Here is a 23,989-nt window from a genome sequence, read left to right as displayed (position 1 = left end):
CAAAATGTAAAGGTCTTTGTTTTTATGACAATAAAAATATATGTTGCAACACATAAGCCATATAGTTATCCAAGTGATACAAATATTTATGTGCCTATAGAGGTAGGAGCCGCATTAAGGGAGCCGCATTTCTGTTTGGTAAGAGATGATATCGGTAATGATAATATTTCATTGAAAAATGGAAACTTTTGTGAGCTGTCTGCAATATATTGGATGTTGAGAAATGATAACTCAACTCATGTAGGATTAGTTCATTATCGGCGTCATTTTAAATTGGGTGCTAGAAATGAGGAAAAGTTTATAGGGCGTTGGGGGGTTAATTCTTGTGTAACTGCATGTGAACTTGATAAGTTATTTAAATGTTATGACATAGTAATACCCAAGAGAATTAAGTTTCATGCTCATATTGAACAGGATTATAAAATAAATCATGTTCATGCTGATTATGAGATTACTAGAAGTATTATAAAGGATAAGTATCCAAAATATTTAAAGTATTTTGATGACTTTTCATGCCAAAGAAGTATCCATACTTGCAATATGTTTGTCATGCCCCAACAATTATTTAGAGAATGTTGGGAGTGGATTTTTTCTGTGCTATTTGAGTTAGAGCTATCTATTGATATTAGTTCCTATGATAGTTATCAGCGCAGAGTATTTGGTTTTATATCAGAGAGGCTTTTTAATGTTTGGATCTTATATGCTGCACAAGAGCTAAATTTGCGCATTTATGAATCTGGGGTGATAAATCTAGAGTCAAAGAGCCGAGTTAAAAAATTATTTAGCAAGTTTATTAAGGAATCAATATGACAGAATATGATTATCTTGTCGTAGGGTGCGGATTGTATGGTGCGACATTCGCAAACCAGATGAAGGATAATGGGAAACGTTGCTTGATAATTGATAAGCGAGAGCATATTGGTGGCAACGTTTACTGCGAGCAACAACATGGTGTGATTGTACATAAGTATGGCGCCCATATATTTCATACCAACGATAAAGAAATATGGGACTTTGTTTGTGCTCACGTTGATATGGAACCATATATAAATAGTCCATTGGTAAGATATAAGGATGAACAATATAATTTACCGTTTAATATGAATACATTTCATGGTCTATGGGGTGTAAAAAACCCGGAAGAGGCTATGGCTATGATAGAAAAACAGAGGGCTGAATATAATAATGTAACTCACCCTTCAAATTTGGAGGAGCAAGCCCTCTCATTAGTCGGGCGAGACATATACGAAAAGCTTATTAAAGGTTATACAGAGAAACAGTGGGGAAAGAAAGCAACTGAATTACCGGCGTTTATAATCAAGCGTATTCCTGTTAGATTTACATATGATAACAATTATTTCAGTGATAAGTACCAAGGGATTCCATTTGGTGGTTATAACACATTAATAAAGTCATTGATTGATGGTGTCGATGTGAAATTAGGGGTGGATTTTTTTGATAATCAGGAAAAATATCGTAAGTTGGCGAAAAAGATCGTGTTCACGGGGGCTATAGATGAGTACTTCTCATACTGTTTTGGCGCACTAGAATATCGCTCTCTTAGATTTGAACATGAAGTTTTTGAGAGTGAGAATGTACAGGGTAATGCAGTTATAAACTATTCTGACGCATCCATCCCCTATACTAGAATTATTGAGCATCGTCACTTCTCTCGCTATTGTTCATCACCATTCTCGGTGTTAACAAAGGAATACCCAGATTCATGGGTGCTTGGTAAGGAAAGGTATTATCCTGTGAATAATGACGCAAATATGGAACGCTATAATAAATATAGAAAGTTGGCAAAAAATGAGTCTGACGTGATTTTTGGAGGCCGACTTGCTGAGTATAAATACTATGACATGCATCAAGTAATTAGTTCTGCACTTTATCGTGCTCGTCAGGAGTTGGAGTAATACAAGGCGAATCATATGATTCGCCTTTCAATTATAAAGCAAGGAATTTTTTAATGGTTTGGCTACTAGAGAATGACTCGTATAAAGTATTGCTTATGAAAGGTGGCATTTTATCAATAGATGATATTGCGGTTGAAAGTGCTTGACCGTTATTTATTGGGCATAGATATTCAAATAGACTGCCAGTAAGAATCTCTGCCGGCCCAGACGGACAATCCACGCTGATCACCGGGGTATGGCAGATAAGCGCTTCAATAAGCACTGTTGGTAGCCCTTCTGCATCTGATGTCAGGATAAGTGCCTGCGCAGCTTTGATATAGGGATAGGGATTCTTCTGAAAATCGATGATTTTCACCTTGTTGGCAAGGTTCATCTCCTCGATCATGGCTTTAATGTGAGGGCGTCGCTCCCCTTTGCCCATCAGGACGAGTGGCGTATCAACGCCACTTAGCTGATATGCCTGCAAGAGGCGATCGTGGCGTTTTCGCTCTTCGAAGGTGCCGACATGGATAAAATACTTGTCGAATGGCTTGCTGAAAGGCTCATTAGCCAACGCCTGAATTTTCTCGATATCAAACGGATTGTAGATAACCTGACACGATTTGGGTGTAGCTTTTACATTTTGCAAAATGTCGTCCGCGATGCCACGAGATACGCAGATCAGTTTCTTGCCATTATAGAAGCGCTTGAATTTTTCATATCCTTTGGCATTGTCTTTGGCAAAACCGGTGACATTGCCGTGGATCCAGTAATAGATATTCAGTGTATCAGGCAGGTGTCTGGTAATTTTATCACATGAGCATGAGATGATGACGTCAGGTGAAATCTCTTTGATTCTTTTCAGGATCAGCGACGCTTGTATTTTTTCAACCGCAACATTGGATATAGCTTTAGTCAGCTTTGTGACAATGCCAAGATTAATCGGGTGAATGTTGTCAGGTAGAGTATGGTCTATTTTTTCCCGCAAGGTAAACAAGGTTACATCTGCACCGGCATCTTTTAGCAATGATGCGGTATTGAGCAAAACCTTTTCCGCACCACCACCATACAAGTCTTCAACAATGAATAAAAACTTTTTAACTGGTGGGGTCATAACTGCTCCGCGGGTCTCATAACTGACTGGTAAATCTACTAAAAATGTGAATCGTAAACGAGCAAAATCAGGTGGCAACTGTTAAAGTCGTTAGCAATTTTTTCAATAGGTATGGATCAATGATTGGTCTTAGTGGGCGCTACCATAACGCATTATTCGCGGCCTGTATATTTGCCGGGCTGCTGCTTTCCTGGCTGTTTTCCGATCACCAACTCCTCACCGGCGACCAGACCCAGATGCTTTACAAGGGCTACCTTGGGGCTTATGAGGGGGTCTGGCTCAGCTATGGCAATGCGGCGAGTGCGGTGGGCAATGTGCCGGGGAGCTTGTCGGCCTGGCTGATTGGCGGGCCGCTGCTGCTGTGGGATTCTCCCTATGCCCCCATGGTGTTGCTGCTGGCGATGCGGTTGGTCGGATTCCTGCTGTTTGATGCGGTGATCCGTCAGGTGTTTGATGACAGGGTGCGCCTGCTGTTTCTGGTGCTCTGCTGGCTTAACCCCTGGTTCCAGTACGAGAGTCTGCTCTACAACCCCTCCTATCTGTTCCTTTTCTCGGCCATGCACTGCTGGTCGGCCTGGCATATGCGCGAGCGGGCCTCCTTCTGGCACATGATCGTTCACCTGCTGGCCATCGGCATGGCGATGCAGCTGCACTACTCCTGGCCGCTGCTGGCGGTGATGTCCACCTATCTGTTCTGGCGTCGCATTCTCAAGGTGAGCTGGAGCGGGGTGGTGGTAGCTACCCTGCTGATCGGTGCCTCCCTGATCCCCTACGCGATGGAAGTGATGAGCAACAGCCACATCACCCAAAACGTCGATCCCGAGGCGCGTCAGCGCTATATCGGCTGGGGACTGGTGCATGTCTATCCGGTGTTGAAATCAGTGCTCTACTGGCTGCGCTACGGCTCCTGGCTGTTTGCCAGCAAGCTGGTCAACGACACCCAGTTCATCTGGTTGGCTGGGCACGAATACCTGCAGATGGCGGCAGTCTGGCTGTGGCGGGTGGTAATCTACGGAGTGGGCTCGGCGACTGTGCTGCTGGCGGCCAAGGCCAACTGGCAGCTGTGGTGTGAACTCAAGCCGCGTCTGTTGCGTAGCGACCGCGCGCCAGTGGATGGTGAGAGCTGGCTCGGTCTCTATGCGCTGGCGGCGGTGCTGGCGGTGCTGGTGAGTGCGGCTCTGTCGCCCATTATCTTCAACTACTGGCACCTGATGCTGATATTCCCCTACGCCCTGTTCCCGATCCTGCTGTTACTGGTGCGCTGGAGCCGCCGTTATCCGCAGTGGGTTGGCAAGGGGCTGCTGGCGGCCACCCTGTTCTGTACCGCGGTGAACCTGATCGCGGCGTGCGACAGCACCAAGTTCTCCTATCAGGCGGACTACAAAATCCAGGTGCTGGAGTATCTGCAAGAGATGAAGCTGCAACCCAAGCAGTGAGTTATCCACGGCCAGTTCCCCGATCTCGGTGGGCTGGCTGTCACTATTCGAAACGGTCCATATGGGCGAAGTTTTTGGCTTCGGCAACCCAACCCTCACGTCCCTGCTTGTCCCGGATTTTTACCCACCACTGGTTCTGCGGTGACCGACCGTATCTGATCTCTTTGCGCGCATAGTCATAATCGAGAATGTAGGTTTTGCCCTTGTACCAGAACAGGCTATTGCCTTCGCCCAGTCCGCCGAGGATATAAAGCGTTTCCCCTGCCTTCATATTCAACAGCGGCCCTTTGCCCTCCTTGCTGTAGCCCAGCTTGACCGATCTGAGTATCTCGACGATCCCCGGTTGTTCGGTAATGACGACCCCGGTCAGCCCTTCCACCTGCTGGCCGCGGGGTAGCCGGAACAGCGTTTTAGCAGTCATGGATGGCTCGGCTCTGACGATCACCTCTTGCTTGGTGGTCCACGACTGATAGGTACAACCTTCAAACGGGCAGCGACCCCAGTCGTAATAGGGCAGGCGCGGCTTTTCATCAGAACTTACGGTCGCAGCAAACAACGACAACAACAGCAAAAACAGTCTCATGAATCTACCTGTCCGGCGGGGCGCTCATCCGCCGGTTTAATGAATGGGGCCGCACTATATCTCAAGAGACCAAAATCCATCAAAGCCGCGGAAGTATTGATTTTCACCGCAATAAAACGGGGGCCTATTGGTCATGGGAGTAGGGGGCACAAGAGGTCGAAGCGCGGCGGGAGCGGATAGCCCGCCCCTTTGCCTTGTGCCATGCTGATGGCTATCAGGGCATCGGGTCGGCACCTATGGGCATCTCTCGTTCGGCTATGCGTTTGTTATTACTGCTATCGGCACTTCTTCTCCCTCTTATGACCATCAGCCAGGCCGTGGCGGCCAATGCGCCACTGCGGGGATGTGTCTTCCAGCTGGCGCCGCTGGTCACCATCGATCAGCAGGGCGAGGTCTCCGGGCCGGTGATCGACTACTTTCGCCGTCATATCGAACCCGCGATCGGGCGCACCATCGAGTGGCAGGGGCTCAATGTGGCGCGGCTGCTCAGCAACCTCGAGAGCGGCGAGTGCGATCTGACCCCGCTGCTGAGTTACAGTCCCGAGCGTGCTCGCCACTTTCGCTATATAGACCCCCACCTGTTGCTGCTACGGCCGGTGCTGGTGGTACTGGTGCCATCGCGACTTCACGCGGTCGAGCGGCAGGAAGATCTCTTCGGCACCACCATCGGCTGGTCGAGTCAGGCGATCGTGCCGCCGCTGTTGCAGCATCCGCAGATCCATATCGACACCCTCTCCCAGCTCAGCTGGGAGCATGGCAACATGCAGAAGTTGCTGCGTGGGCGGATCGATGCCGCGCTCTTCTCCAACGATATTTCCGCCAACCATTTTCGCACCAAACTTCCTGCAGCGACCCGCCTCATCTACCTGCCGGTCACCCCGCTGCAGGTGCATATCGTGCTGAACAAGTCGTTGGGGGATGGCAATCCCGAGCTGGTGCAACATATGCGTCAGATGGTGGAGCGGGTGCCGCTCGCCTCGCTGGTGGAGCCAACCCCGCGGCTGTGGGGGCGTTGAGAGGGGGTTGCGTGCAATAATCTACAAGTCCAAGGCCCGCTTCTGGTGTATCTATAAGCCATGAATACCACCGATTCCCTCATCCGCTACTGGCAATCCCCGCACCTGCCGGGGGTCGAGCTGTCACACTCCCACCACAGGGCGTTCAGCTACGGCCGCCATGTCCATCTCGACTACCATATCGGGCTGGTGCAGCGGGGTGGCCAGAAGTTTATCCACAAGGGAAACAGCCACCATCTGGTGCGCGGGGTACTCTCTACCGTCAACCCGGATGAGGTGCACGACGGTCTCAGCCTGTTGCCGGAAGGGTATGAGGTGCGGGTTTTTGCCATCGATCCCCAGCAGCTGGCGCTCTGGCTGCCGGAGCAGCCTGAACCTTTCTTCGATAAGGGATTGCAGAGCCGCCCCGACCTCTATCAGGGCTTTGCCCAGCTGCACGGCTATCTCGACAACCCCAAGGCCGATGGCCTGCTGATCGAGAGCCAGCTGCTTGCCCTGCTGGGGGAGCTGCTGCATCTGGCCCCCGAGGTACACCAGTTGGCGGATCCCCAATTGCGATTCCTGCGCGACTACCTGATGGCCGCCCTCGACGAGCCCCACTCGCTGGAAGAGCTGGCGGGGCTGCTCGGGCTCGATCGTTTCGCCTTCCTGCGCCAGTTCAAGAAGCGCAGCGGCATGACTCCCTACGCCTGGCTGAAACGGCTGCGGCTGGAGCAGGGCAAGCGGCTGCTGGCGAGCGGCATGGCGGTGAGCGAGGTGGCGCTGGCGGTCGGCTTCTTCGATCAGAGTCACTTCCACCACGGCTTTCGCCAGGCATTCGGTCTGACACCCGCCGAATTTCGTGCCCAGATGCAATCTTTTACAAGCCGCGCCCCCCGCTGATCCGCCATGCTGGCTCTCCGTCGTTAAAGCGAGAGTTGTTATGCTGACCAGTCTGTTCGTTACCCTCGGCCTGATGCACCTGATTGCACTGGCCAGCCCCGGCCCCGATTTCGCCCTGATCCTGCGCACCAGCCTGCACCGGCCGACCGCCCTTGGCGCGGCGCTGGGCATCTCGCTGGCGATCATGGTGCACGCTACCCTGAGCCTGACCGGGATCAGCATGCTGATCGCCAGCCACCCGCTGCTGTTTATGGTGATCAAGTGCTGCGGCGCCCTCTATCTGGGCTGGTTGGGGTGGGGCGCCCTGATGGCGGCTCGCCAGCAGAGCAGTACCGTGATGGCCAGCGCCGCCAACGAGCTGCGCGGCTGGGGCAGGGGCGTGCGCACTGGCCTTGCCACCAACCTGCTTAACCCCAAGGCGCTGGTGTTCTTTATCGGTCTGCTGGCCGCCATGGTGACGCCAGAGGTGGACGGAATGACCCGCAGCCTGCTGGTGGGCGAGCTCTTCATCATCTCCCTCTGCTGGTTCGGGCTGCTGGCGTGGAGCCTCTCCACCGATCGTGCCCAGCGCTTGTTGCTGCGGGTGCAGCGGCCGCTCCATCTGGTGACCGGCGTGCTGTTTGCGGTGGTCAGCCTCTCCATTCTGGCGAGCATGGGGGCCGAGCTGGTGGCCTGACGAGTCGGCGCATGGGCCTATACTCCAACAAGGTTTACCTGTCAGGAGTGCCCGGCCATGCGTCTACTGCCTCTTTGCTGGTTGTTGGGGATGACCCCGGCGCTGGCGGCCCCGGTTCAGCTCAAATTGCTGGAGTGGGGCTATCTGCCTGCGGGTTATGAACAACAGTTTGCCGACTACGCCAAAGCCCATGGGGTGGAGGCGACGGTCAGCCGGATCGAGCCGCTGCTGACCGATTTCGACAGCGTCTACCGCGCCCTGCGCACCCGCAGCGCCGATGTGGTGCTGCCGACCAGCTACTTCTACAAGGCCCATCACCAGCCGCTGTTCAAGCTGCTGCTCCCCATCGATTTCAGCCGCCTGCAGCACTACCCCGAGGTGAAGCCCGCCCTCAAGAACACCGAGTATGACAAGCAGGGGGAGCGCAACTACTCGGTGCCCTTCTCTTACGCCATGTTCAGCCTCGCCTACGACAGCAAGCAGGTGCCGCAAGCGCCCACCAGTTGGCAGGTGCTCGCCAACAGCTCGCCGCCGGGCCAGTTTGCCGAGTTTTGCGACCAGTTCGAGCCGCTGCTCTTTTCGGTGCTGCTCTCGCTGGGCAAGTCGCCCGCCCTGTTTGCCAGCGGCGAGATGCTGGCCGACAAGACCTTGCAGCAAGAGGTGGAGCAGCAGCTCTCGCAGCGGCTGCGAGCCAGTCGCGGTTTCTGGTTCAATCAGGCCAACCGCTGTGAGGATCTGCGCCAGCAGACCTTTGCCACCACCTGGGGGCTGGAACTGGTGGAGTGCAACAAGCAGAACGATCAGCAGTGGCGGATCGCCATGGTGCAGGAGGGGGCCATCTATGCCCTCGATGCCCTCTCCATCGCTCGCCATGTTGGCGATGATCCCGCACGGCTCAAGGCGGCCTACCTGCTGGTGGATTTTCTGCTGAGCGCGCCGCTGCAACGCCAGATGCTGGTGGGCACGCCCACCATCTCGGCCAGTAATATTGCCTCCCGGCCGCCCCTCAGCCCGCAGGAGCAGGCGGTGCTGCCGGATCGCCCGCTGCCGGAGTTTGACGAGCGGCTGCTGGTGCCCGCGTTGCCCGCCCATATCAAGAATCGCTACAAACGGATGGTGCAGCAGGCGATCGTCGCCAGCGGCAAAGAGGGGCTGGTCAAGCAGTGTCCCTGGGATCTCGATAACTGATGGGTGTGCCTGTCGCTTCTCCGGCGGCAGGCAAGTTTGCGCAAGATGGCTGGTGATCGGTCATCGCCCGTTCCAGGGCATTCCCCCGTTCAACTCACGCCGCTCGCGGGCCCCCATCGTTTGAAAAAACTGAGCTCTTACCGCAGTCCCATTTAGCCGGATTAAACAACCGAACCCTCGCCAGATTGCCGTTCGTACCCTGGCTGACCCTGTACAAAAGTGCCGCAATTGTGACAACTTGGATGTGAGCTGAACAATCCTGATCTGTTGCTTGTGGGAAGGTGATGAATCGGTTATTTCTCTGTGACATTGGCGGCATCCGGCACGGGTTCTCCAGCCATGTGGTGCGAAATCCACTGCAAAAACAAACAGTAAAATGCAGGAGCAAATATGAAAAAGGTCGTGATGGTTGCCGTGGCTGCGGCCCTGCTGGGTGGCTGCGCCGTCAAGAATCAGGTATCCCACAGCTTGCAGGCGATCCCGCTGACAGCCTTCCAGCAGAGCGAGAGCAACCCCAATCAGCGTGTCTACAAGGAGCCGGGCGTTGACCTGCGCCAATACAATGAGGTGCTGCTCGATCCGCTGCAGTTTATCCGGCAGGAGAACGGCCAGTGGTATCTGCTGACCGCCAACGAACAGAACCAGATTGGCCGCTACTACCACGACAAGTTCCAGAGCGAGCTGATCAAGCAGGGCGTCAAGATCGCCACCGCCCCCGGCCCGAAAGTGATGCGGATCCAGGCCGCCGTCACCAACTTCGACCTGACCCGCCCCGACCCCAAGCTGCGTGACCTGCTGCCGGCCAAGATCGCCATCAATGTCACCCGCGAAGTGATCGGCAAGGAGCCCTATCTGCTCAAGGTGGGCAGCATGGCCCAGCTGCTCGACTCCCGGAGCGGCAAGCTGCTGGTGCGGGTGATGGATGCCCGTGAGAGCACGGATACCACCCACAAGGATGAGCCCATCACCGCCGGGGAGATGGAGAAGATGATCGACCAGTGGGCGGCCAGCCGCGCCAAACAGCTGGCGGACAATCTTGGGAAATAAGAGCGGAAATCAGCCTCAGAAAACGGGGGCAGACAGATCGAGAGAGGGAGCCAGCGGCTCCCTCTTTTTGTCTCTATTTTTGTCCGCACCGCTGCCGCTGGCATGGCCGTTCAGCCCTTGCCGAATGGGGAATCGACCCGTTGCCGAGTCCGCCGCCACACCATCCGCTGTGCAACGGGCCGACCGATTTCTGCTTTTCTCGCCCGCATTCTGGCAGTTTGGATGACCCCTCCCGTGACTGCATCCTCATGGAAAAGGAACCGCTATGAATCGCCACCCCTGCATCAAACACTGGAGCGAGCTGCAAGAGCAGACGCCGCGCTACTACTCCGGCAGTCAGGAGCCCCTGTCGCGCGGCTGCGCCCTCGGCAAGCACTTTGGCTTTAGCCGCATCGGCATTCACCACGAGATCGTCGAGCCCGGCCATCGCACCAGCTGGCCCCATGCCGAGAAGACCGAAGACGAGTTTGTTCACGTGCTGGAAGGGACGCCGGATGTCTGGCTCGACGGCGTGCTCTATCGCCTGCAACCGGGGGATTCGGTGGGTTTCAAGGCCGGTGACGGGCTGGCCCACGCCTTTATCAACAACACCGAAGAGACTGTCCGGCTGCTCTGCATCGGCGATACCGATCGGGAGGACAACCGCATCCACTACGCCGTGCATCCCGAGCGCAATACCACCCTTGGCAAGCTGCACTGGGATGACGTGCCCGAGCGTGAGCTGGGGGATCACGACGGCCTGCCCGACAAGCTGCGCGAGAGCAACGGCCCCTTCTAGGGCGCAGCTCTTCTGCGCATCAGCTATGCACCACCCGATATAAAAAAGCCTGCCGCGTGGCAGGCTTTTGCTATCTGTTTGCCGCCTGTGGCGAGTGGCGCTTATTGCAGGTTGAGCCCGCCCAGATAGTCACGCTTGCCGAGATCGACCCCGGCGCGGCGCAGCAGGGCGTAGGCCATGGTGAGGTGGAAGTAGAAGTTGGGAATGCCGTACTCATGGACGCAGGTATGGCCATCCATCCCCTTGCCGCCCGCCCAGTGGGGCACGTAACGGCCGCTGGCGTACTGGCTGTAGTCCGCGTCCAGCTTGCCTTGCAGATAGCTGATGGTCTTGCCGATGTGGGCACGCAGATCGGCCATGGTTTTGGGGTCATCTCCCAGCACCGGCAGCTCGCTGTGGCTGGCGGTGGCCACCACGGCGCGGGCCGAATCGCAGCAGATCAGCACCTGCTTGCTGAAAGGCAGCATATCGACGATCAGCCGCTCGCCGAAGAAGTTCTCCACGTTGAACTGCTTCGCCGCGGCGTGGGCTTCGGCCTTGGCCAGACAGTGGTCGAGGTTGGTCAGCATCTTGATGAACTGGGCGGTGATATCGCGATTCATGAGCACTCTCCATCTTGTTGAAACAGCGGCCCGCGTGCGCGGCCACGGTGAATGAGACTGGCTAATCGGCCACCAATATACCCCAACCGCTGCCGGGTTCGAGCCTGCCACGATGAAAAGGGCAGGGTAGCGCTACTTCGCGCGACAACCGCTGGCCAAGGGGCCATGCTCGCTTTTTGAACCTGCGAGTCCCTTATCGCCCCTTTTTTGATCTGTGACATAAATCACCTTTTTTCAGGGGCGTAGGCTGAATGCCGTTGTCCTGGACAGACGCCTGCGCATTCGCCAGGACACAAGAAAAGGAGAATGAGATGAAGATCTATGACCGTAACCGCAATGTGCTGAACCTGGGTCAGCGCGTGATGATTGCCGCCACCGGCGCAGTCGACTTTCTGAAAGAGGCCCACACCGACAATATGACCCCCTATCAGGCGGAGCATGAGAAGTGCGTGCTGATGGCAAACTCCGGTGAGCGCTACGCCCCCATCGAGTTGATTAGACTAGGCTGATCCCTTTCCCTGTCACCCTACTCTTTACAATTCACCCGGCCGCCGCGCCTCCTCTGGCGGCCGGGTTTCTGATTTCCCCTCTCTGCTTTACCCCCATCAATTACATCGCCTCAAGCTGCTTTGAGTCATCGTGTAGGTTCGATTAGCGAAGCGTCATCGAAAGATCCCGTTGCTTACGGCCTGCCAGCATGGAGGCTCATTTCTGATTGGCTGGAGCCGCCGCAAATAGCCGCCTGTCTGCATGGCGGATCAGCAGCAGAGGCGACAGCAGCGTGAGCAGCAGCCAGTGGGTGTGGGGCAGGATAAAGCTCCAGATGATCTCGTGTGGCAGCCAGGTCGAAGCGGTTGGCGTCATAAAGGCGAGGTCATAGGTTTGCCACAACCAGAGTCCGGCAAAGAGCGGCAACAACAGCGGGCGGGCTATCAGCAAAAACAGGGGTAAGTAAACACAGGCGAGCACGGCGCTGAATTCTAGCATGGCCGGGATCAGCTCAGCCAAGGTATGACTGGAGGAGAAGCCGCCCCATTGGAGGGAAGTATCCTCGGTCAGTGCGGGCCACCACGATACGTATTGAAACAGGGTGAACGAAATCATAAACAGCAGGCTGGTCAGCAGCGCCAGCGCCGTTTTTCGTAACAACCACAACCCCATCCGGCGCAGTGTCGGTATTAACTTAGACATTAATGACTCTCATCTGTGGTGGGGCAACATGACGCCTTGGCTGGCGGTACTTTTATTGGGACACCCATCTTTTTGTTTCAAGCCGGTTTGAGTCGTCAGGGAGATGCTATCTGCTTTAGCAACATACATGGCCTAGACTGCGTAATTTTCTTGTCGGAGGTGCCGGTTGTAGAGCCATCCGGTTACCAGCGTGTCCACCGCAATACCACACCCAAAGAGAATCGCTATGCCATCGAGTGATGGCGTCAACAAGCCTTGTAGGTAGCACGCATAGGCGGTGCCATAGACGGTGACGTTGGTGATCACCGATTGAATGGCCAAATAACGGGTCTGTCCCCGACCATACAGGACGCTATCCATGCAGGTGTTGAACATGAACAGCATGTAAAACGGCAGCGAAAGCAGGATCAGGTGAAGATGCTGGGTGATTGTGGTGTTGAGGATGTTTCTGATGAACCATTCATAACCCGGTGAGAGGAGTATCCATGCAATTGCTATGAGGACGCAGGTGGTGAAATAGCCAAGCATTTTGTCCCAATGCGGGATCTTGTCTCCTTGTGACACATCTTGCTTTATGAGATCTGCCATCGGTAAAAACGGAAGCAGTAACCATCCCCATATAAAGCTGTTGGCAACCCAGAATGTCCCTTGTTCTTCGACAACATTGATCATTCTGATGATGAAAATGAGGAAGAAAGCATTCCGTATCAATGAGTCCACGCCGCTCCATTTGCCAACTCGGAACCACTCCCGCATCCATCCGAAGTCGGCTTGCACATGCAAGTCAGCAGAGGTGAGCCGGTATCTCTGCCTGACAACCCCGAGTGCATAAATGAGGGTGCAGATGCTTGCCACTATGTTGCTGTACGCGATGCCGTTGACCCCTAGCCGGAAGCTAAATTCAAACTGGCTGAGCAGGAGTGTATCAAGGGTGACACTGACCAGAAGCTGGATGGCAAGAACGGTATATATGGCGCGACGCCAGTCTTGCAGGACGAAGAATATGGTCAGGAAGCGAACCGCATTGAAGAGAGTCGTGCCAATCATTTCGAGACGTATATAGTCCACGGTGGCCGCAACTTGCTCCGGGCTTTGAGCCATAGCCTGCACCAGTGGCATAGCGAAGAGAGCAATGAGACCCGTAAAGAGGGAATAGATCCCGACGGTGACAATGAGGCCTGTTTTGAGCTTGTTCAGTGTGGCGTCACGCTCATGGAGTGTTTTTCCCAAGAGATAGAACAGCGGCAGAATCAGCGCTTCCTGCACAACCTCCAGCCCCAGATTGACCCATGCCAGCTGGCTTGCAATGTTGACTCCCCACTCTGTCGGGAGATCGCCAAGGTAGTAGATCCGCGTGGTGGTATAGATGGTCGGCAAAGCGGCTGTGATCAAAAGCGCCAAGTAGAGCGGCCAATTGATCCTGCTTAGTGATGCACGGGTTCTTATCGCCAGTCGGCTGGCTTGGGTGTGATTCATAAATCCAGTAGGCACTGATAATCCTTGGCGATGTCGTCGATGTGCAGATATTGCTCTGCTTACAGAGAGGTGCTGGGGTGAATATCGAAACATATTCGGATGAGCGCGTCATTAAAAACCAGTCCAACCCGCAAGATGAATACGGCTGAAAGACAAGATAAATCAATGTCTTCTGCTTGTGCTGCCAGTCAGGTTTGAGGGCAGTAGCCGATTTGGCGATAGAGATGGCTGTGGCAGGAAGAGGCAGTAAAATGCTGAAAAATTGAACCGGGTCACATCCCGCTCGATTTGAGCGATTGTCAGCCAGCGCAGGCTCATGCAAACCTTTATTTCCCGTTAACTCACTAAAAAATAACGACTATGTTCAGGCAAATAATGATGAGTGCCGCCCTGCTGTCGGCGGCGCTGCTTTCCGGTTGTGCTTCCGTACCCATGGCCGATGCCACCGCAGACGCTCAGGCCAAGCAGTTTGTGGCGCCCAAGGATGCGGCCAACCTCTATATCTATCGCAACGAGACCTTCGGTGCCGCCGTCAAAATGCCGCTGCTGGTGGATGGTATGGCGGTCGGCGATACCGTGGCCCACACCTACATCCTCAAGCAGGTGACACCGGGCAGCCACACCATCACCTCCAAGTCGGAGAACGATGCCACCCTGACCCTCAGTACCGAGGCGGGTAAAAACTACTACGTATGGCAGGAGGTCAAGATGGGCCTGCTGATGGCCCGCTCCAAGCTGAGTCAGGTCAGTGAAGAGGAGGGCAAGCAAGGGGTGATGGAGAGCAAGTTGGTTAAGTGACCAGAGGCTTTCACCAAAAACAAGGCGTAGCTCCACCAGTTACGCCTTTGCCCGAAAGTGGGTGTTCCAGATTTCCTGTCCATGTAGGTTCGATTAGCGAAGCGTAATCGGACGATCGCGTAATCGAACATCCGTACCATCACAGCCCGCAAGCAGATCGACGTGAGGCAAGGCTATGCTTGGCTTTTCGGTCTTAACGAGGGGAAAAGGATGGCCAATTGGCGGCGGGCATGGTGGCCCGGAGGAACCTGGTTCTTTACGGTCAACCTGCTGGAGCGACGCAACAACCGGTTGCTGGTGGAGCAGATCGATCTGCTGCGTCAAAGCGTTGCCAAGGTGCAACAGGCTCACCCCTTCGCCATTCACGCATGGGTGGTGTTGCCCGACCATCTCCACTGCATTCTCTCTTTACCGGAGGGGGACACCGATTTCCCCCTGCGTTGGCGGCTGATCAAAAGCCACTTTTCCCGTGCCCTGCCGGTCAATGAGCGGCGCAACCAGACCCGGCTACGCCACGGGGAGCGGGGCATCTGGCAGCGCCATTATTGGGAACACCTGATCCGGGATGAGCAGGATTACCGCCACCATATGGATTACGTCCATATAAACCCGCTCAAGCATGGTCATGTCACATGGGTGGCCGATTGGCCGTATTCCACCTTCCATCGTTATGTGGCGAGTGGCGTCTATCCGCAGGATTGGTGCGGGTCGGTGGCTGGGGTGTTGGGGGGATTGGAGTAAAAACCCTAACAGGGTTGTTCCGTTGTAAGCGACCGATGACGCGAACGTCTTACGCGATCGTCCGATTACGCTTCGCTAATCGAACCTACGGTTCTGAAAATTGAATTATTGCATCCATACTTGGATACTCGATTTAAAAATAAATGAAAGTAGGGATAACACGGAAATTATATAAGGCAATATGATTTCCAAGTGCTCAGTCCTTCTGAAAAAGGCAGCAGATTGAAATCTTAATTCAATTTTTAGTAATTGTACTAAATGCGTGAATTTCCACCCATCTTTAAAGGTGTTAAGAGATACTCTCTCGATCGAGAGATGTTCACCATAATCACATGTATACGACACTGTGCGTCTAAAAACTCCCGATACTTCATACTTAAAAACAAACTTATTGCGCATGTTCTCTTCCTCATCATGAGATTCAGCGAATCCCTTTGAAAACATGCTGATATTACTTAGCAATCCACATGGACTAAACCAGTGATCATCATATAAATAACCAAAAACATCATAATCACGAACCATGTCATTGGCCCACATCTCATAGAGTTGCGCATGGTATTGATAAGCCGCAGAATAATACCTGATTGTTAGCGTAATAACTCCAAGGAACAACAGATAACCAAGACCCTTTGAGTTTGCAAAGCCAACTTTAAATATAAATGTATTCGCCTCAAGCAAAGTGGCTCCACTCACACTCATTGCCATTAATAAAATGCTGACAATAACCAATAGCTTTCTTTTTGTATTAAGATCACTATCTTCTTTCATGTTATCTATCAGTTTAGTTGTACTGTCCATTATGTATCCGAGAAATAAGATCTGTAGGTTCGAATAGCGAAGCGTATTCGGACGAACGCGTAATTAATGCTGCCTTTATCACAGAGAGAAAAACCAACCCGGCCTAAGCCGGGTTGGTTGTATCAAAAGGCGGGAAAAATCAGAGCGCTTCCAATCTGGCATAGGCCGTCACCAGCCACTTGGCGCCGACCTCGTCGAACTGGATCTGCACCCGGCTCTGCTGGCCGACCCCTTCGAAGTTGAGTACCACCCCTTCCCCGAATTTTGGATGGAGCACCCGCTGGCCGAGCTTGATGCCGCTGGCGTCGAAGCTCTGCTGCACCTCGTTCTGGCTAAAGCGGCCGTACTGGGTGGGGCGGCTGACCTGAGTGCGCAGCCGGATCTCTTCCAGACACTCGGCGGGCATCTCGCGGATAAAGCGGCTCGGCTTGTGGAACATCTCGCGGCCGTAGATGCGGCGGCTCTCGGCATAACAGATGTAGAGCTTCTCCATGGCGCGGGTCATGCCGACGTAACAGAGACGGCGCTCCTCTTCCAGCCGGCCCGACTCCTCGGTGGATTGCTGGCTGGGGAACATCCCCTCTTCGACGCCGACCAGCAGCACCAGCGGGAACTCCAGCCCCTTGGCGCTATGCAATGTCATCAGCTGCACCGCATCGGCATATTCGTCCGCCTGATTCTCGCCGGATTCCAGCGCCGCGTGGGCGAGGAAGGCGGAGAGATCGCTCATATCCTCCAGCTCGTCCGGGCGCTGGTATTGGCGGCAGGCGGTGACCAGTTCGTCCAGGTTCTCTACCCGCGCCTGGGATTTCTCGCCTTTTTCCGCCAGATACATGGCCTTGAGGCCGGAGTTCTGGATGGCGATATCCGCCTGCTGGTGAAGCGGCAGCATGGACACCTGCTCCTCCAGCGCGTCGATCAGATCGACAAAGCCGCGCACCGCGTTACCGGCACGACCGGTCAGCACCTTGTCGTTGAGCAGGGCCTTGGCCGATTGCCACAGGTTGAGCCCCTGATCGCGGGCGTTGCCGCGCAGGATCTCGAGGGTGCGATCGCCGATGCCGCGGGTCGGGGTGTTGACCACCCGCTCGAAGCTGGCGTCGTCACCACGGTTGTTGATAAGCCGCAGGTAGGCCATGGCGTCTTTGATTTCCTGCCGCTCGAAGAAGCGCAGGCCGCCGTAGATGCGGTAGGGCATGGCGTCCTGCATCAGTGCCTCTTCCAGCACCCGTGACTGGGCGTTGGAGCGATAGAGGATGGCGCAGTCGGCCAGGAGGCCGCCCTTTTCCTTCCAATCCTTGAGGCGGCCGACCACGAAGCGGGCTTCGTCCACCTCGTTGAAGGCGGCGTAGAGGGAAATCGGCTCGCCCTCGGCCCCTTCGGTCCACAGCTCCTTGCCAAGGCGCTCGGCGTTGTTGGCGATAACGCTGTTGGCCGCTTTGAGGATATTGGCGGTGGAGCGGTAGTTCTGCTCGAGGCGGATGGTCTCGGCGCCCTGATAGTCGGTCAGGAAGCGCTGGATGTTCTCGATCTTGGCGCCGCGCCAGCCGTAGATGGATTGGTCATCATCGCCGACGATCATCACCTTGCCGCTGTTGCCCGCCAGCATCCGCAGCCAGGCGTACTGGATGCCGTTGGTATCCTGAAACTCGTCCACCAGAATGTTCTGGAAGCGGTCGCGGTAGTGCTCGAGGATGTGCGGCTTGTTGAGCCACAGCTCGTGGGCACGCAGCAAGAGTTCTGCAAAGTCCACCAGACCGGAGCGATCGCAGGTCTCCTGATAGGTCTTGTAGATCTGCTGATAGGTGCGGGTGACGGGGTCGCCGTAAAGATCAATGTCGCCGGGGCGCAGCCCCTCGTCCTTCTTGCCGTTGATGTAGCCCATCACGGCGCGCGGGGCCCAGTGCTTCTCGTCGAGGTTGAGCGCCTTGAGCACCCGGCGAATGAGGCGGTACTGGTCGTCGGAGTCGAGGATCTGGAAATCCTGCGGCAAGCCGGCATCCAGATGGTGGGCCCGCAGCAGGCGGTGGGCGATACCGTGGAAGGTGCCGATCCACATGCCGCGCACGCCGTCGCCGATCACTTTTTCGACCCGGCCGCGCATCTCGGCCGCCGCCTTGTTGGTAAAGGTGACCGCGATGATGGAGAAGGGTGAACAGCGTTCCACCTGCATCAGCCAGGCGATACGGTGCACCAGCACCCGGGTCTTGCCCGAACCGGCACCGGCCAGCACCAGCAGGTTGCTGCGGGGCGCCGCAACGGCATCTCTTTGCTTGTCGTTGAGCCCGTCGAGCAGGGTTGAAACGTCCATCACCACTCCTGTTTATTTATACAGGCGGGGATTATACGGCCATCCCCCTGCCAGACCAAATCCAAACTCGGGGGTAGGGGTGAGATGGGGTCCTGCTGGGGTGCCGGTGCGGCCATTTTTGGCTGGCGCAGAGAGAGCTGGACGGGGAGGTTTCCAGCTGTAGCCAATCCTTGCTCACGCGGTTTGTGGGGATTTTGCGAGCCGGATCACGGGCTTGCCGGGGGGCTGGATGAATAACAGGGGAAAACGGTTTACAGTAACTTGCTGAACAATAAGAGAAATGTCGTTTGGGTCTTTTGGTTGTTAGCATAAAAAACTGAAAAGTAGCTAAAAAACAACTGCTTATAAGGTTATTTGCTTAGAATTCAAACCGTTAACGCAAACGTTTTTCCCTTATCATTTGCTTGACCCGCATCGGGGCTGACTTAGAGTAAGCCTGCGTGCTAGATAGCCTGCTCTGACAGGCAAGCAAGTTCCCTCACTTAATAACAATCAAGGATACGATCGTGACTAAAGTGCTCAAGCTGGCCACTGTGGCCTCCCTCACTCTCGCTGCTCTCTCTGCTCAGGCTGCTTCCGAGCCAGCCGTCATTTATGACACCGCGGGCAAGTATGACAAATCATTCAACGAAGCCGTGTTCCGTAACGGCGTCGAGCTCTACAACAAGGACAAGGGCGTCAAGGTCAAAGAGTTTGAACCCCAGAACGAAGCCCAGCGCGAGCAGGGTCTGCGTCGTCTGGCCAGCCGTGGCAACGGCCCGATCGTGGCGGTCGGTTTCAACATGGGCTCTGCCGTAGAAAAAGTGGCGACCGAGTTCCCGAAAACCCAGTTCACCATCATCGACATGGTGGTCGACAAGCCGAACGTCCAGTCCGTCATCTTCAAGGAGCATGAAGGTTCCTTCCTGGTGGGCGCGCTGGCTGCCATCGCTTCCAAGAGCGGCAAGGTCGGCTTCGTGGGCGGCATGGATATCCCGCTGATCCGCAAATTCCAGTGCGGCTACGAGCAGGGTGCCAAGTTCGTCAATCCGAAGATCGAAGTGTTCCAGAACATGGCGGGCTCTACCCCGGCCGCGTTTGCTGACCCGGCCAAAGGTGCCGAGCTGGCCAAGTCCCAGTTCGCCAAGGGCGCTGACGTGGTTTACGCCGCAGCTGGCGGTACCGGTATCGGTGTCTATCAAGCTGCCAAGGACAGCGGCAAGTTCGCCATCGGTGTGGACTCCAACCAGAACCACCTGCAACCGGGCACCATGCTGACCTCCATGGTCAAGTCTGTAGGTCTGGCCGCTTACCAGACCTGGGATGACGCTGCCAAAGGCGAGTGGAAGCCGGGTATCAAGAACCTGGGTCTGGCGGAAGGCGGTGTGGATTGGGCTCTCGACAAGGACAACGAGAAGCTGATCACCCCGGAAATGAAAGCCAAGGTAGATGCCATCAAGGCTGAAATCATCGCTGGCAAGGTCAAGGTTCATGACTACATGAGCGATAACACCTGCAAATACTAATTAGATAGTTGCTACGACTCTCAACGCACCACCGGCCCGCACGGGCCGGTTTTTAGTCTTATTTCATGAAACGCAGGGCTGCATCATGGACCAGACAGATCGCTATGCCATCGAATTAAGAGGTATCGATAAGCGGTTCGGCGAAGTGTACGCCAACAAGCTGATCGACCTTAAGGTTCGCAAAGGCAGTATCCACGGCATTGTCGGCGAAAATGGCGCCGGTAAGTCCACCCTGATGAGCATCATTTATGGTTTCTACCATGCCGACAAAGGCGAGATGCTGATCGACGGGAATCCTTTCAAACCCCATGGCTCACAAGATGCGATTGCCGCAGGGGTGGGCATGGTTCACCAGCACTTCATGCTGGTTAATAACTTCACCGTATTGGAAAACGTCATCCTCGGCGCTGAGAACGGCTGGCACCTTCAGCAGAGCGTGGCGTCAGCCGAAAAGCTGCTGGGCGAACTGGCGCGGGATTATGGCCTCGACGTGCCGCTGCACGAGAAGGTCGAAGATCTGCCGGTTGGCTTGCAACAGCGGGTCGAAATTCTCAAGGCGCTCTATCGCGGCGCCCGCATCCTGATCCTCGACGAGCCGACCGGGGTGCTGACCCCGCAAGAGGCGGATCACCTGTTCGAGGTGCTGAAAAAGCTGCGGGATCAGGGGGCAACCATCATCCTTATCACCCACAAGCTGCGGGAGATCCTGGCCATTACCGATCAGGTTTCCATCATGCGCCGTGGCGAGATGGTGGCACACGTCGCCACCAAGGATACCGACAAGGAGCAGCTGGCCGAACTGATGGTGGGCCGCAAGGTGCGCCTCAAGGTCGACAAGGGGCCAACCCAGCCCGGTGAAGCCAAGCTGAAGATCGAAGGGCTCAGCTACTTCGACGCCAGCAAGGTGGAGCGGGTCAAATCGGTCAGCTTCGAGGTGCGGGCCGGTGAAGTGGTCGGCATCGCCGGGGTCTCCGGCAACGGTCAGTCCGAACTGCTCAGCCTGCTTGGCGGCATTCTCAAGCCGAGCAAGGGTGGCTTTACCATTAGCAGCCGCAGCGGCGTGCACAAGGTGAGCGCGGAGCACCCGGCCGATCCCGAGCTGGTGCGCAATTACGGCCTCGGTCATGTGCCGGAAGATCGCCACAAGATGGGGCTGATCAACCGCTTCGAGGCGAAAGAGGCCTTCATTCTCGGTTATCACCGCCGCCCGCAATACAACAAGGGGTGGCTGCAGAACAAGGAGGCGATCCAGCAGGATTGTCAGGCCAAGATGGAGAAGTGGGACGTGCGCCCACCCCATCCCGATCACAAGACTGCCAACTTCTCCGGTGGCAACCAGCAGAAGCTGGTGATCGCCCGTGAAGTGGAGCAGGACCCGGATGTGCTGTTGATCGGCCAGCCGACCCGCGGGGTCGACATCGGCGCCATCGAGTATATCCACCAGCAGATCATCGCCATGCGCGACAAGGGCAAGGCGGTCTTGCTGGTCTCGGTGGAGCTGGACGAGATCATGAGCCTCGCTGACCGGATTCTGGTGATTGCCGATGGTCGCATCGTCGGCGAGCTGGATGGTGCCAAGGCGGATGAGCGCACCATTGGTCTGATGATGGCGAACATAGTGCCGGACGAAGTTGCCAAGGAGGCCCACTGATGAGCCAAGTACGTATTCCTGCCTGGGTCTCCGTAGGCGTCTTGTCTGCGGTCAACATCCTGCTGGCCTTCCTGGTGTCGGCCATTCTGTTCTACTACCTCGACATCAACCCGGTCGATGCCGCCAAGATCATGTGGTACGGCGCGTTCGGCACCGGTGAAGGGGTCGGCTTCACCCTCTACTACGCAACCGGCTTTATCTTTACCGGTCTGTCGGTGGCGGTCGCCTTCCACGCCGGTCTGTTCAACATCGGTGGTGAAGGTCAGGCCTATATCGGCGGTCTCGGTGTCGGTCTGGTCTGTCTGATGCTCGGCGATGTGCTGCCGTTTGCCCTGCTGTTGCCGCTCTCCATCATTGCCGGTGGTCTGTTCGGTGCGGCCTGGGCCTTTATTCCGGCCTGGCTGCAAGCCAAGCGCGGCAGCCATATCGTGATCACCACCATCATGTTCAACTTCATCGCCGCCTCGCTGATGGCCTATCTGCTGGTGGAGGTGTTCAAGCCGCCCGGCTCGATGGCGACCGAGAGCAAGGTGTTTGCCGAGGCAAGCTGGCTGCCCAAGATGAGCGGGCTGGCGAACCTGTTCGGGATGGAGATCCCCAACAGCCCCCTCAATATCAGCTTCTTCTGGGCGCTGATCTGTGCGGCGCTGGTGTGGGTCTTTATCTGGCACACCCGCTGGGGTTACGAGATCCGCTCGGTCGGCGCCAGCCAGAGCGCCTCCGCTTACGCCGGTATCTCCTATCCCAAGGTGGTGATCCTGGCCATGGTCATCTCCGGCATGCTGTCGGGCTTCTTCGCCCTCAACGTGCTGCAGGGTGAGCTGCACCAGATCAAGCTCAACTTCGTGGAAGGGTTCGGCTTCACCGGTATCGCGGTGGCGCTGATGGGGCGCAACCATCCGGTTGGCGTCATCATCGCCAGCCTGCTGTTCGGTTTCCTCTATCAGGGGGGCGCCGAGCTCAGCTTCGAGTTCGGTGTCGACCGCAACATCGTGGTGGTGTTGCAGGGTCTGGTGATCCTGTTCTGTGGCGCCCTTGAGCACATGATGCGCCCGCGCATCGAGCAGCTCTATCTGGCGTTTGCCAACCGCTCAGCCGCGCAAGCTAAAGGAGTCTGATCATGTTTGAAATTCTGATCCTGATGCTGGATGCGACCATTCGTACCGCACCGCCTCTCATTTTGGCGGCCATGGCGGGCATGTTTTGCGAGCGCTCCGGGGTGGTCAACATCGCGCTGGAAGGCAAACTGCTGGCGGCGGCGTTCGCCAGTGGTGCGGCGGCGGCGGTCTCCGGTTCTGCCTGGGTAGGTCTGGGTGCCGGGGTGGGTGTCTCCATCCTGTTTGCCCTGATGCACGGCTTTGCCACCATCACCCATCGCGGTGATCAGGTGGTGAGCGGCATGGCCATCAACATTCTGGCGGCCGGTCTGACCGTTACCCTGGGCCGTTACTGGTTCGATCAGGGTGGCCAGACTCCGGCGCTCTCCGGTGATGCCCGTTTCGCCCCCATCGATCTGCCCTATGCCAAGGAGTTGTGGGATGTGCCGGTGATCGGCCAGCTCTACAGCGAGCTGTTGAGCGGCCACTCCCTGCTGGAGTACGTGGCGTTTGCCTGCGTACCGCTGGCCTGGTGGGTGATGTTCCGTACCCGCTTCGGTCTGCGGCTGCGGGCGGTGGGTGAGGCGCCCGCAGCGGTCGATACCGCCGGTATCTCTGTGGTGCGGATGCGCTACACCGCGCTCCTCATCGGCGGCCTGCTGGCCGGTATCGGTGGCACCTATCTGGCGGTGGCCCAGACGGCCCAGTTCATCCCCAACATGAGTGCGGGCAAGGGCTTTATGGCACTGGCGGCGCTGGTGTTCGGCAAGTGGCGCCCCTGGAATGCCATGGCCGCCTGTCTGCTGTTCGGCTTCCTTGATGCGGTCGCTATCCGGCTGCAAGGGGTGAGCATCGGTGGCTTCGCCATTCCGGTGCAGGCCATCGAGGCACTGCCCTACATTCTGACCGTGTTCCTGCTGGCCGGTTTTATCGGCCGTGCGGTGGCGCCGAAGGCGCTCGGCACCCCCTATGTGAAGGAACGGGAGTAGCGCCTTTTATTGCGATATTCCCGGTCACACAGATAACAGCAGGCCCACTTCGGTGGGCCTGTTCTTTTATGGGCGGGATGGGACAGATCAGTCGGGATCTGGATGGTGTGATAGAGGGAGGCGATGGCGTGAAGGGATAAAGGGGCTGCGTGAGTTGCTGCGGGGAGCGGCTGGCTTACAGGTGCATATCCCGCTGCCAGTACCATTAAAAA

The 23,989-nt window shown here is 55.9% G+C and carries 23 protein-coding genes; 16 read left to right on the top strand and 7 right to left on the bottom strand.

Annotated features, from left to right (window positions below; all coding sequences use genetic code 11):
- Positions 1-24 precede the first annotated feature (24 nt).
- Together OKC42_RS11685 and glf are read left to right on the top strand one after the other, a co-directional pair.
- On the top strand, positions 25-810 hold the full coding sequence (locus OKC42_RS11685; RefSeq protein WP_236272168.1) for a DUF4422 domain-containing protein: 786 nt from the start codon (positions 25-27) through the stop codon (positions 808-810).
- Positions 807-1,916 (top strand): UDP-galactopyranose mutase, encoded by a 1,110-nt coding sequence (gene glf, locus OKC42_RS11680; RefSeq protein WP_270819769.1) that lies wholly within the window; start codon positions 807-809, stop codon positions 1,914-1,916. Before OKC42_RS11685 ends, glf begins: the two co-directional genes overlap by 4 nt.
- 31 nt (positions 1,917-1,947) lie before the next feature.
- Here the strand turns inward: glf and OKC42_RS11675 are convergent, their stop codons facing one another.
- A complete protein-coding gene (locus OKC42_RS11675; protein WP_270819767.1) occupies positions 1,948-3,009 on the bottom strand; it encodes a glycosyltransferase in 1,062 nt (353 codons plus the stop codon).
- A 236-nt stretch (positions 3,010-3,245) separates the two neighbouring features.
- On the opposite strand from OKC42_RS11675, the gene OKC42_RS11670 reads away from it, so the two are divergent.
- Positions 3,246-4,445 (top strand): 3-deoxy-D-manno-octulosonic acid transferase, encoded by a 1,200-nt coding sequence (locus tag OKC42_RS11670; RefSeq protein ID WP_333563374.1) that lies wholly within the window; start codon positions 3,246-3,248, stop codon positions 4,443-4,445.
- Positions 4,446-4,488: 43 nt separating this feature from the next.
- Here the strand turns inward: OKC42_RS11670 and OKC42_RS11665 are convergent, their stop codons facing one another.
- Positions 4,489-5,028, bottom strand: coding sequence for a hypothetical protein (locus OKC42_RS11665; protein WP_270819765.1), 540 nt, complete (start codon positions 5,026-5,028; stop codon positions 4,489-4,491).
- Positions 5,029-5,327: 299 nt separating this feature from the next.
- Between OKC42_RS11665 and OKC42_RS11660 the strand changes: the two genes are divergently transcribed.
- From OKC42_RS11660 to OKC42_RS11635, 6 genes are all read left to right on the top strand, one after another.
- Positions 5,328-6,044: a substrate-binding periplasmic protein gene (locus OKC42_RS11660; protein ID WP_160882225.1), complete on the top strand. Its 717-nt coding sequence runs from the start codon at positions 5,328-5,330 to the stop codon at positions 6,042-6,044.
- A gap of 60 nt (positions 6,045-6,104) precedes the next feature.
- Positions 6,105-6,926 (top strand): helix-turn-helix transcriptional regulator, encoded by an 822-nt coding sequence (locus tag OKC42_RS11655; RefSeq protein WP_005357044.1) that lies wholly within the window; start codon positions 6,105-6,107, stop codon positions 6,924-6,926.
- Positions 6,927-6,966: 40 nt separating this feature from the next.
- On the top strand, positions 6,967-7,602 hold the full coding sequence (locus OKC42_RS11650; RefSeq protein ID WP_160882226.1) for a LysE family translocator: 636 nt from the start codon (positions 6,967-6,969) through the stop codon (positions 7,600-7,602).
- Between the two features lie 57 nt (positions 7,603-7,659).
- The gene (locus OKC42_RS11645) at positions 7,660-8,790 is read left to right on the top strand and encodes an ABC transporter substrate-binding protein (protein ID WP_270819764.1); all 1,131 of its coding nucleotides are present in this window, start codon (positions 7,660-7,662) and stop codon (positions 8,788-8,790) included.
- Between the two features lie 390 nt (positions 8,791-9,180).
- The gene (locus tag OKC42_RS11640; protein WP_139714659.1) at positions 9,181-9,837 is read left to right on the top strand and encodes a DUF3313 domain-containing protein; all 657 of its coding nucleotides are present in this window, start codon (positions 9,181-9,183) and stop codon (positions 9,835-9,837) included.
- 265 nt (positions 9,838-10,102) lie between these two features.
- The gene (locus tag OKC42_RS11635; protein ID WP_270819763.1) at positions 10,103-10,615 is read left to right on the top strand and encodes a cupin domain-containing protein; all 513 of its coding nucleotides are present in this window, start codon (positions 10,103-10,105) and stop codon (positions 10,613-10,615) included.
- A gap of 101 nt (positions 10,616-10,716) precedes the next feature.
- On the opposite strand, the gene OKC42_RS11630 is transcribed toward OKC42_RS11635, so the two are convergent.
- Positions 10,717-11,217, bottom strand: coding sequence for a DUF1993 domain-containing protein (locus tag OKC42_RS11630; RefSeq protein WP_270819762.1), 501 nt, complete (start codon positions 11,215-11,217; stop codon positions 10,717-10,719).
- Positions 11,218-11,528: 311 nt separating this feature from the next.
- On the opposite strand from OKC42_RS11630, the gene ydfZ reads away from it, so the two are divergent.
- A complete protein-coding gene (gene ydfZ, locus OKC42_RS11625) occupies positions 11,529-11,726 on the top strand; it encodes a putative selenium delivery protein YdfZ (protein ID WP_270819761.1) in 198 nt (65 codons plus the stop codon).
- A gap of 196 nt (positions 11,727-11,922) precedes the next feature.
- Here the strand turns inward: ydfZ and OKC42_RS11620 are convergent, their stop codons facing one another.
- Together OKC42_RS11620 and OKC42_RS11615 are read right to left on the bottom strand one after the other, a co-directional pair.
- Complete coding sequence (locus OKC42_RS11620; protein ID WP_333563373.1) at positions 11,923-12,378, bottom strand: hypothetical protein; 456 nt, start codon at positions 12,376-12,378, stop codon at positions 11,923-11,925.
- Positions 12,379-12,540: 162 nt separating this feature from the next.
- Complete coding sequence (locus OKC42_RS11615) at positions 12,541-13,884, bottom strand: MATE family Na+-driven efflux transporter (RefSeq protein WP_270819757.1); 1,344 nt, start codon at positions 13,882-13,884, stop codon at positions 12,541-12,543.
- A 360-nt stretch (positions 13,885-14,244) separates the two neighbouring features.
- Here OKC42_RS11615 and OKC42_RS11610 point away from each other — a divergent pair, with 360 nt between their 5' ends.
- Positions 14,245-14,682, top strand: coding sequence for a DUF2846 domain-containing protein (locus tag OKC42_RS11610; protein WP_017788673.1), 438 nt, complete (start codon positions 14,245-14,247; stop codon positions 14,680-14,682).
- Positions 14,683-14,892: 210 nt separating this feature from the next.
- Positions 14,893-15,423, top strand: a complete 531-nt coding sequence (locus OKC42_RS11605) for an REP-associated tyrosine transposase (RefSeq protein ID WP_270819756.1) — start codon at positions 14,893-14,895, stop codon at positions 15,421-15,423.
- A 105-nt stretch (positions 15,424-15,528) separates the two neighbouring features.
- Here the strand turns inward: OKC42_RS11605 and OKC42_RS11600 are convergent, their stop codons facing one another.
- Entirely contained in the window at positions 15,529-16,194 is a 666-nt protein-coding gene (locus OKC42_RS11600) for a hypothetical protein (RefSeq protein WP_270819754.1), read from the bottom strand.
- Between the two features lie 169 nt (positions 16,195-16,363).
- Positions 16,364-18,535, bottom strand: coding sequence for a DNA helicase II (gene uvrD, locus OKC42_RS11595; protein WP_270819752.1), 2,172 nt, complete (start codon positions 18,533-18,535; stop codon positions 16,364-16,366).
- Between the two features lie 506 nt (positions 18,536-19,041).
- Between uvrD and OKC42_RS11590 the strand changes: the two genes are divergently transcribed.
- The 4 genes from OKC42_RS11590 (at position 19,042) to OKC42_RS11575 (ending at position 23,777) form a co-directional block, all read left to right on the top strand.
- On the top strand, positions 19,042-20,040 hold the full coding sequence (locus tag OKC42_RS11590) for a BMP family lipoprotein (RefSeq protein WP_005340803.1): 999 nt from the start codon (positions 19,042-19,044) through the stop codon (positions 20,038-20,040).
- 85 nt (positions 20,041-20,125) lie between these two features.
- On the top strand, positions 20,126-21,691 hold the full coding sequence (locus tag OKC42_RS11585) for an ABC transporter ATP-binding protein (RefSeq protein ID WP_005342527.1): 1,566 nt from the start codon (positions 20,126-20,128) through the stop codon (positions 21,689-21,691).
- Entirely contained in the window at positions 21,691-22,809 is a 1,119-nt protein-coding gene (locus OKC42_RS11580; protein ID WP_005357011.1) for an ABC transporter permease, read from the top strand. Before OKC42_RS11585 ends, OKC42_RS11580 begins: the two co-directional genes overlap by 1 nt.
- Positions 22,810-22,811: 2 nt before the next feature.
- The gene (locus tag OKC42_RS11575) at positions 22,812-23,777 is read left to right on the top strand and encodes an ABC transporter permease (RefSeq protein ID WP_005340795.1); all 966 of its coding nucleotides are present in this window, start codon (positions 22,812-22,814) and stop codon (positions 23,775-23,777) included.
- The last annotated feature ends 212 nt before the right edge of the window (positions 23,778-23,989 follow it).

This window comes from Aeromonas sp. Y311-2, assembly GCF_027706025.1.
Taxonomy (GTDB): domain Bacteria; phylum Pseudomonadota; class Gammaproteobacteria; order Enterobacterales; family Aeromonadaceae; genus Aeromonas; species Aeromonas veronii.
Note: the sequence above shows the minus strand (reverse complement) of the source record. Positions and strands in the feature narration are given on the sequence as shown.

Bases quoted from the DNA above. Each gene is read 5' to 3' on its own strand.
- OKC42_RS11660 (WP_160882225.1), top strand. From the start codon at position 5,328: ATGACCATCAGCCAGGCCGTGGCGGCCAATGCGCCACTGCGGGGATGT.
- OKC42_RS11600 (WP_270819754.1), bottom strand. From the start codon at position 16,194: ATGAAAGAAGATAGTGATCTTAATACAAAAAGAAAGCTATTGGTTATT.
- OKC42_RS11675 (WP_270819767.1), bottom strand. From the start codon at position 3,009: ATGACCCCACCAGTTAAAAAGTTTTTATTCATTGTTGAAGACTTGTAT.
- OKC42_RS11585 (WP_005342527.1), top strand. From the start codon at position 20,126: ATGGACCAGACAGATCGCTATGCCATCGAATTAAGAGGTATCGATAAG.
- OKC42_RS11650 (WP_160882226.1), top strand. From the start codon at position 6,967: ATGCTGACCAGTCTGTTCGTTACCCTCGGCCTGATGCACCTGATTGCA.
- OKC42_RS11645 (WP_270819764.1), top strand. From the start codon at position 7,660: ATGCGTCTACTGCCTCTTTGCTGGTTGTTGGGGATGACCCCGGCGCTG.
- OKC42_RS11580 (WP_005357011.1), top strand. From the start codon at position 21,691: ATGAGCCAAGTACGTATTCCTGCCTGGGTCTCCGTAGGCGTCTTGTCT.
- glf (WP_270819769.1), top strand. From the start codon at position 807: ATGACAGAATATGATTATCTTGTCGTAGGGTGCGGATTGTATGGTGCG.
- uvrD (WP_270819752.1), bottom strand. From the start codon at position 18,535: ATGGACGTTTCAACCCTGCTCGACGGGCTCAACGACAAGCAAAGAGAT.
- OKC42_RS11640 (WP_139714659.1), top strand. From the start codon at position 9,181: ATGAAAAAGGTCGTGATGGTTGCCGTGGCTGCGGCCCTGCTGGGTGGC.
- OKC42_RS11615 (WP_270819757.1), bottom strand. From the start codon at position 13,884: ATGAATCACACCCAAGCCAGCCGACTGGCGATAAGAACCCGTGCATCA.
- OKC42_RS11610 (WP_017788673.1), top strand. From the start codon at position 14,245: ATGTTCAGGCAAATAATGATGAGTGCCGCCCTGCTGTCGGCGGCGCTG.
- OKC42_RS11630 (WP_270819762.1), bottom strand. From the start codon at position 11,217: ATGAATCGCGATATCACCGCCCAGTTCATCAAGATGCTGACCAACCTC.
- OKC42_RS11620 (WP_333563373.1), bottom strand. From the start codon at position 12,378: ATGGGGTTGTGGTTGTTACGAAAAACGGCGCTGGCGCTGCTGACCAGC.
- OKC42_RS11685 (WP_236272168.1), top strand. From the start codon at position 25: ATGACAATAAAAATATATGTTGCAACACATAAGCCATATAGTTATCCA.
- OKC42_RS11670 (WP_333563374.1), top strand. From the start codon at position 3,246: ATGCTTTACAAGGGCTACCTTGGGGCTTATGAGGGGGTCTGGCTCAGC.
- OKC42_RS11605 (WP_270819756.1), top strand. From the start codon at position 14,893: ATGGCCAATTGGCGGCGGGCATGGTGGCCCGGAGGAACCTGGTTCTTT.
- ydfZ (WP_270819761.1), top strand. From the start codon at position 11,529: ATGAAGATCTATGACCGTAACCGCAATGTGCTGAACCTGGGTCAGCGC.
- OKC42_RS11655 (WP_005357044.1), top strand. From the start codon at position 6,105: ATGAATACCACCGATTCCCTCATCCGCTACTGGCAATCCCCGCACCTG.
- OKC42_RS11575 (WP_005340795.1), top strand. From the start codon at position 22,812: ATGTTTGAAATTCTGATCCTGATGCTGGATGCGACCATTCGTACCGCA.
- OKC42_RS11665 (WP_270819765.1), bottom strand. From the start codon at position 5,028: ATGAGACTGTTTTTGCTGTTGTTGTCGTTGTTTGCTGCGACCGTAAGT.
- OKC42_RS11635 (WP_270819763.1), top strand. From the start codon at position 10,103: ATGAATCGCCACCCCTGCATCAAACACTGGAGCGAGCTGCAAGAGCAG.